This is a genomic window from Bifidobacterium sp. UBA6881, from assembly GCA_002451435.1.
GTDB lineage: Bacteria > Actinomycetota > Actinomycetes > Actinomycetales > Bifidobacteriaceae > Bifidobacterium.
Window position 1 is genome coordinate 1 of the sequence record DKCF01000036.1, and the last position, 5,712, is coordinate 5,712.

A 5,712-nucleotide genomic window follows, 5' to 3' on the forward strand; every position below is an offset into this window, starting at 1 on the left:
AAGCCCAGTCGCAGGAGCTTGGAGCGGAACCCTTACATGAGTAAGGGTTTTCTCATATTCAGGGCATGGTGGAAGTCGTGTTTTGGATGGCTTTCCCTTCTATTCTTGGCTAAATGGTGTGTTTTTGCTGAGAGCATATTGTTCTCAAATTGAAAATCCGTTTCGTCCGCTGGCAAACATAGGCGTTTTCCTCAATGGATGGCGGATACCATGAGGCATACGGCAAATTCCATGCGAATAGAAGGAAGTTCATTATGTGCACTGGCGTCCGTTTCTCCGACGATGACGGCAACATGTATTTCGGTCGCAACCTTGATTGGAGCTTCTCCTACGGAGAGACCATCCTGGCCACACCGCGCGGCTACCACTACGATTACGCATTCGGCGCGAAGGGCAAGGATGAACCGAACGCGGTATTGGGCGTGGGCGTGGTCATGGCAGATCGCCCAATGTATTTCGACTGCGCCAACGAACACGGCTTGGCGGTTGCCGGACTGAATTTCCCGGGCTATGCGTCGTTTGCACATGAGCCTGTCGAAGGGACGGAGAACGTCGCCACGTTCGAATTCCCGTTGTGGGTCGCGCGCAATTTCGACACCGTTGACGAAGTCGAGAAAGCGCTGAAAGACGTGACGCTTGTCTCGCAGATCGTTCCCGGACAACAGGAGTCCCTGCTGCATTGGCTCATCGGTGATGGGGAGCGCAGCATCGTCGTCGAGCAGATGGCCGATGGCATGCACATCCATCACGATGACGTGGACGTGCTCACGAACCAGCCGACCTTCGATTTCCATATGGAGAACCTGCGCAACTACATGTGCGTTGGCAATGAGATGGCCGAGCCGAACACATGGGGCAAGGCCGAACTGACGGCATGGGGCGCCGGCGTGAGCATGCATGGCATTCCCGGTGACGTGAGTTCCCCATCGCGCTTTGTGCGTGTCGCATACACGAACACGCATTACCCGCAGCAGAGCGACGAGACGTCCAACGTATCCCGCCTGTTCCACACTCTTGGTTCCGTGCAAATGGTCGAAGGCATGGCGAAGATGGCGAATGGCAAATTCGAACGCACGCTGTTCACCAGCGGATATTCCGCGAAAACCAACACCTATTACATGAACACCTACGAGAATCCGGCCATTCGTGCCTACGCCATGGCTGACTTCGATATGGACTCCTCGGAACTGATTACCGCCGCCTGAGGATGTTCCTTTCCTGAGAGCCGTGAATTATGTCGCATGATTTCACAAAAGAGCGGAGAAAATGAAATTGTGCGATGAACTGGCCGACAGCAATGCCCCCGAACCAATTTTTCACCCCGATTCCAAGATGAAAATGTAGGTTTGGGAGCATTGTTGTCTCTTGGATTTCACACGATTCGCAATTTGACGCTTGCATATGGAATCGTGCGATACGTTCGGCCCTCTACCACATTTGCCGTGGTATAAGCAGCCGCTGGCGCTTTGCCGATCGATGCGACACGCCAAGTGCGTGGACTTAAAGCACTTGAGGTTTTTAGAGTGCGGAATATGAGCACCACAACAACATGGCATACGATTCGAGAGGCTTCGATGTTTTCCGGGCTTCCTGAATCGACGTTGCGTTACTACGAACAGATAGGCATCATCGATGCGATCGCTCGCGACCCGAGTTCGGGCCATCGCATGTACTCGGATGCCGATCTAGAGTCTCTGTCCACGATTTCCTGCCTTGCCGCGACGGGCATGCCGCTGACGGATATGCGCGAATATCTGAGGAACCGTTTTGACGGCGAGGATGGTGCACGCAGGCAGATGGAATTATTGGACGCACAATCATTGCGTTTGGCGGCCAAAATGGAGTCCCTCCGCATACAACAGGCGTATGTGTCGCTGAAGACGTTGTATTGGAAGGCCGTGTCCGAAGGACGCGATGATGATGCTCGGCGAATCCTCAACGAGAATCAGGATATTATCGACAGCGTGCATAGCCAAAGCAGGCGAAATGGTGTCGGAACGACTGATTAAAGCGCATATCTGCGAATCACAGAATCACATACAGCAGCCGAAACAAAGGAGCAATCATGAAGGCGGCGATATACAAAGGTGTTGGGCGTATGGCGTGCGAAGAGCGTCCAAAGCCGACGATTACCGATGATGGTGACGCGGTCATCCGCGTGGTGCGCGCTTGCGTCTGCGGTTCGGATTTATGGTTTTATCGGGATGGCGACAAACCCGTTGACAGCCAGGCGGGTCATGAGGCGATCGGCGTGGTGGAATCCACCGGCAGCGACGTGACCATCGCCAAGCCCGGGGATTTCGTCATCGTGCCGTTCCCCTATAGCTGTGGCAGGTGCCCGGTGTGCAAGGCCGGATTTGAATCGAGTTGCCCCCATGGCGGATATTTCGGCGGTGAGGATGGCTTGGGATGCCAAGCGGAGTATCTGCGTGTCCCGGAGGCCGACGGCACATTGGTCGTCGTTCCGGGCAACGCCAAAGACTTTTCCGATGGGCTGTTGGCTTCATTGCTGACGCTTTCCGATGTGATGGCCACCGGATACCATGCCGCCGCGTCCGCGGAGGTCAAACCGGGGGATACCGCCGTCGTGTTCGGCGATGGCGCGGTCGGCCTGTGCGCGGTGTTGTCCGCCAAGCTTATGGGCGCCGACCGCATCATCGCCATGAGCCGTCATGCGGATCGCCAGCGGATCGCCCGAAAGTTCGGAGCCACCGATTTCGTGGAGGAACGCGGCGATGAGGCCGTGGCCAAGGTGATGGAGATGACGGGCGGATACGGCGCCGATGCCGTGCTCGAATGCGTGGGATCCGCATTGTCCAACGACACCGCAATGAAGGTGGCGCGTGCCGGAGCCATCGTGGGGCGTGTTGGTCTGCCCCACGGCGTGAAGGCGGATATTCCCGGATTGTTCTATCGTAATGTCGGTCTGCGCGGAGGTCCCGCATCCGTGCGCACCTACGATACGCGTCGTTTGCTCAAGGAAGTGTTGGACGGCAACATCGATCCGGGCATCGTCTACACCTCCGAATACACGCTTGACGACATCCAGGAGGCCTACGCGGCGATGGACGAGCGCCGCACGGTCAAGTCGTTGCTGCGGGTCAGCGAGGTCTGATCCGGCGGCGCGACGATGAACATTATGGCACGAGAGGCATGAAAGGCAAGATATGTTCGAGGAACTGCACCGAAAGATGAACGCCTTCTGGAACAATGACAGGACGTTGGCGCAGACCGATCCGGAATTCGTCAGGTTCTTTTCCGACTTCGCCTATGGCGAGGTGGTGAACGAGCCGAAGGCGAACCATCCCGATCTGGACGACAAGACGCGCTCGTTGGCGATTCTCGCGGCGCTGGTGGGATGCCAAGGGCTTGATGCGTTCGAAATGATGCTGCCGGTCGCGTATGAGACCGGACTGGCGTCCACCGCCATCAAGGAGATGGTGTATCAGGCCACCGCATATTGCGGATTCGGCAGGGTGCTGCCGTTCCTAAAGAAGCTCAACGATTTTCTGGGAGCGGAGAACGTGCATTTGCCGCTTGCCGCGCAATCCACCACGACGCCCGAGACCCGGATGGAGGCGGGAGAATCCAAGCAGATGGAGATCTTCGGTGACCGCATGCATGGATTCGCGCAATCCGGTCCGGAAGAAACCCGGCACATCAACGCGTGGCTGGTCGACAATTGCTTCGGCGACTATTACACGCGCGGAGGGTTGAGCACCCGGGAACGTGAGATGGTCACATTCTGCTTCCTCGCCGCGCAGGGCGGTTGCGAACCTCAACTGACCGCGCACGCCAAGGCGAATCTGAACGTCGGCAATGAGAAGGCGCTGCTAATCGCGGTGGCCTCCCAATGCATGCCGTACATCGGGTACCCGCGCACATTGAACGCGATTCGTTGCATCAATGATGCGGCCCAAGACAATCGGACGTGACATCGGTCAGAGTAGACGCAGGGAGGGCATCCGCCGAATGGAACGGATGCCCTCCCTGCCATTGCTTGCCGTGATTCCGTATCGGAACCAAAGCGAGGTACGATTATTCTCCCCAAACATCCTTGGCGATGGACCGCACGAGCGCGATCTTGGCCCACTGCTGTTCTTCGGTGAGCTTGTTGCCTTCCTCGGTCGACGCGAAACCGCACTGGGTGGACAGGCACAGACGGTCCAGCGGAACATACTTGGCCGCTTCCTCGATGCGCGCCTTGATGGTCTCCGGATCCTCAAGTTCCGGCTTCTTGGAGGTGATCAGGCCAAGCACGACCTTCTTGTCGCCGGAAACCTTGGCGAGCGGGGCGAAGTCGCCGGAACGGTCGTCGTCGAATTCCAAGTAGTAGGCACCGACGTTTTCCTCGCCGAACAGCACATCCGCCACAGTGGAGTATCCGCCCGCGGAGGCCCAAGTGGAGTGGTAGTTGCCGCGGCAATCATGCGTGGTGACCACAAGATCCTCGGGAAGGTTCTTGATGGCGGCGTTGTTCATGTGGGCGTACAGTTTCTGCAGATCGGCGAATTCCTCGGCGGAATAGTGGCTGTTGAAATGAGGGTCGCAGAACATGCCCCAAGTGCAGTCATCGAGTTGCACATTACGGCATCCGGCATCGTACAACGCCAGAATCAATTCATGGAATGCCGTCGCCGTGTCGTCCGCGAGCGCGTTGTAGGCGGCTGGAGTGTCGCCGTAGAACTCATGCACGGATTCGAGGTTTTCCGGTCGGAACAGTTCCGCATACAATTGCGCCGGGGCCGGAATCGTTTGACGGGCCACGACTTGATCGTCTTCGAATTGCTTGACGAACCTGAAATGTCCGATGAACGGATGCTGAGGATTGAATGCGATTTTGCCGTTCAGACGTGCCGATTCCGCACGTGTCTCCTCATCGTGGAACATGTATCCTTTGTCCATGGAGACCTTTTGTACGCCGTCAAAGCCCCACATGCAGTCCAGATGCCACCAGCCGCGGCGGAACTCGCCATCCGTGATCACATGCAGGCCGGCGGCCTTCTGCTTGGCGATCAGTTCCGTGATGGACTTGTCTTCCACGGCCTTGAGCGTGGCCGCGTCGATCTTTCCCGCGGCGAACTCCTCGCGGGCGGCCTTCAATTCGGCCGGGCGTAGGTAGGATCCGACCACGTCGGCGCGGAACGGGGCGTTATGGGAATATGGCATGATGCACCTTTCAAACGTTGGGATTGCCTCAAAGAAGGATACCCGGCGAGCCTGAAAAAATGCGTCGGGCGCTCATGGTCCCCGGCAAATTTCGATGTGGCAGCCATCCATTGTGCCATCGGTTGATATCTGCATCCGAATGAGTAACGTGAGACGTTGTGAATCGGATTTTCAAGGAGTGCGAACATGAGTGAATCTGCGGAGACTGCCATCCACACAGCCACAACGGACGGGAAAGGGGAAGTAGAACATCAAGGGGCGGCGGTCAAGGCCGCGCTGGCCGCGAACATCGGCGTGGCCGTCGCCAAACTGTGCGCCGCGTTCTTCACCGGCTCCTCGGCTATGCTGTCCGAGTCCGTGCACTCGGTCGCTGATTGCTCCAATGAGATTGTGCTGATGATCGGCGGGCGTTTCTCCAAGCACAAGACGGACGGCGACCATCCGTTCGGATTGTATCGCACGAAGTATCTCGCCTCGTTTGTCGTGGCCACCTTGCTGTTCTTCGTCGGCGGTTTCTTCTCCACGTCGGAGGCATTGAAGAAG

The 5,712-nt window shown here is 57.3% G+C and carries 6 protein-coding genes; 5 read left to right on the plus strand and 1 reads right to left on the minus strand.

From position 1 onward, the window contains the following. Positions 1-254: 254 nt before the first annotated feature. The 4 genes from bsh (at position 255) to B3C64_RS02860 (ending at position 3,935) form a co-directional block, all read left to right on the plus strand. Entirely contained in the window at positions 255-1,205 is a 951-nt protein-coding gene (bsh, locus tag B3C64_RS02845) for a choloylglycine hydrolase (protein WP_291533599.1), read from the plus strand. A 327-nt stretch (positions 1,206-1,532) separates the two neighbouring features. Further along, positions 1,533-2,009, plus strand: coding sequence for a MerR family transcriptional regulator (locus B3C64_RS02850; RefSeq protein ID WP_291533601.1), 477 nt, complete (start codon positions 1,533-1,535; stop codon positions 2,007-2,009). 56 nt (positions 2,010-2,065) lie between these two features. After that, a complete protein-coding gene (locus B3C64_RS02855) occupies positions 2,066-3,115 on the plus strand; it encodes a zinc-dependent alcohol dehydrogenase family protein (protein ID WP_291533602.1) in 1,050 nt (349 codons plus the stop codon). A gap of 52 nt (positions 3,116-3,167) precedes the next feature. Beyond that, a complete protein-coding gene (locus B3C64_RS02860; RefSeq protein WP_291533603.1) occupies positions 3,168-3,935 on the plus strand; it encodes a carboxymuconolactone decarboxylase family protein in 768 nt (255 codons plus the stop codon). Positions 3,936-4,038: 103 nt separating this feature from the next. Here the strand turns inward: B3C64_RS02860 and B3C64_RS02865 are convergent, their stop codons facing one another. After that, positions 4,039-5,169 (minus strand): 5-methyltetrahydropteroyltriglutamate--homocysteine S-methyltransferase, encoded by a 1,131-nt coding sequence (locus B3C64_RS02865; protein ID WP_291533604.1) that lies wholly within the window; start codon positions 5,167-5,169, stop codon positions 4,039-4,041. Between the two features lie 186 nt (positions 5,170-5,355). Here B3C64_RS02865 and B3C64_RS02870 point away from each other — a divergent pair. Further along, the coding region (locus tag B3C64_RS02870) for a cation diffusion facilitator family transporter (RefSeq protein ID WP_291533605.1) at positions 5,356-5,712 on the plus strand (357 nt) is incomplete at its 3' end.

Coding starts and splice junctions, on each gene's coding strand:
- B3C64_RS02860 (WP_291533603.1), top strand. CDS start 3,168: ATGTTCGAGGAACTGCACCGAAAGATGAACGCCTTCTGGAACAATGAC.
- B3C64_RS02850 (WP_291533601.1), top strand. CDS start 1,533: ATGAGCACCACAACAACATGGCATACGATTCGAGAGGCTTCGATGTTT.
- B3C64_RS02865 (WP_291533604.1), bottom strand. CDS start 5,169: ATGCCATATTCCCATAACGCCCCGTTCCGCGCCGACGTGGTCGGATCC.
- bsh (WP_291533599.1), top strand. CDS start 255: ATGTGCACTGGCGTCCGTTTCTCCGACGATGACGGCAACATGTATTTC.
- B3C64_RS02855 (WP_291533602.1), top strand. CDS start 2,066: ATGAAGGCGGCGATATACAAAGGTGTTGGGCGTATGGCGTGCGAAGAG.